Source organism: Mycobacterium celatum, from assembly GCF_002101595.1.
GTDB classification, from domain to species: domain Bacteria; phylum Actinomycetota; class Actinomycetes; order Mycobacteriales; family Mycobacteriaceae; genus Mycobacterium; species Mycobacterium celatum.
In genome coordinates this window covers 1-1,431 of sequence record NZ_LQOM01000042.1, presented here as the reverse complement: position 1 = coordinate 1,431, position 1,431 = coordinate 1, and the positions used below count along the sequence as shown (strand labels likewise).

At 64.8% G+C, this 1,431-nt stretch carries 1 protein-coding gene; it reads right to left on the bottom strand.

Features of this window, described 5'->3' with window-relative positions:
- Positions 1 to 61 precede the first annotated feature (61 nt).
- Entirely contained in the window at positions 62 to 1,309 is a 1,248-nt protein-coding gene (locus AWB95_RS18610) for an IS256-like element IS1407 family transposase (protein WP_085168502.1), read from the bottom strand.
- Positions 1,310 to 1,431 lie beyond the last annotated feature (122 nt).

Sequence of the window (1,431 nt, the reverse complement as noted above, 5' to 3'; positions counted from 1 at the left end):
GGCCAAGTCCGGAGGCGTGGTGTAAGAGTTCGCTCGATCGCGTGACCCTTCGGCTGGCAGTTTAGGCGGTCAGGGCTGGTGTTGTGGTGGGCTGGTGTGTGGTGGTTTCGTCGGTGCTGGTCAGTACGGCGCGGGCTCGGGTGAGAACGTCGAGACCGAGGTAGCGGCGGCCTTCGATCCACTCGTCGTGTTGCTCAGCAAGCACGGCGCCGACGAGGCGGATGATGGCGGTGCGGTCAGGGAAGATGCCCACGACGTCGGTCCTGCGCCGAACCTCTCGATTGAGGCGCTCCTGTGGATTATTCGACCAAATCTGGCGCCAGATCTGCTTGGGAAAAGCGGTGAAGGCGAGCAGCTCATCGCGTGCTGTGTCGAGGTGTTCCGCGACTTTCGGGAGCTTGTCGGTGACCGCGTCAAGTACCCGATCATATTGGGCAACAACGGATTCAGCGTCGGGTTGGTCGAAGATGGAGTGCAGCAGGGTGCGCACCCACGGCCAAGACGATTTCGGGGTGACCGACATCAGGTTGACCGCGTAATGGGTGCGGCAGCGCTGCCAGGTGGCTCCGGGCAAGGTGGCGCCGATCGCGGCCACCAGGCCCGGGTGGGCGTCGCTGGTGACCAGCGCGACCCCGGACAGGCCACGGACTACCAGGTCGCGAAAGAACGCCAACCAGCCCGCTCCGTCCTCGGCGGAGGTCACCTGCACGCCGAGGATCTCGCGGTAGCCCTCGGCGTTGATCCCGGTGGCGATCAGGGTGTGCACCCCGATGACGCGGCCGTTCTCGCGGACCTTGAGCACCAGCGCGTCCGCGGCGACGAACGTGTATGGGCCGGCATCGAGCGGGCGGGTGCGAAACGCCTCGACGGCCTCGTCAAGCTCGGTAGCCATGGCCGAGACCTGAGATTTGGAAAGGCTTGTCACGCCGAGGGATTCAACCAGCCGCTCCATCCGCCGAGTGGACACGCCCAGCAGATAGCAGGTCGCCACCACGCTGGTCAGCGCCCGCTCGGCCCGTTTGCGGCGCTGCAAGAGCCAATCGGGAAAGTAGCTACCGGAGCGCAGCTTGGGGATGGCCATCTCGATGGTGCCCGCCCGGGTGTCGAAATCACGGGGACGATACCCGTTGCGTCGATTCGTGCGTGCCTCGCTGCGTTCGCCGTAGCCCGCTCCGCACAGCGCGTCAGCTTCCGCGCTCATCAACGCCTGGATGAACGTCGACAGTAGGCCGCGCAGCAAATCTGGGCTCGCCGCGGCGAGTTGCTCATCGAGCAGCTGCTCAACATCGATAGGGTAGTGCTTGGTCATCGCGTTGCTTCTCCTTCGAGTGACTTGACCTGTCGTTTCGAAGGATCACGCGATGACCGCCTTCTACCCGGCTACGACACGCTGGCCGAAGCCCCCCGTACACCACTTCCCTGGACGCAACA

What these genes read in the sequence shown, in the direction of transcription:
- AWB95_RS18610 (WP_085168502.1), bottom strand. Translation starts at nt 1,309, where the DNA reads ATGACCAAGCACTACCCTATCGATGTTGAGCAGCTGCTCGATGAGCAA.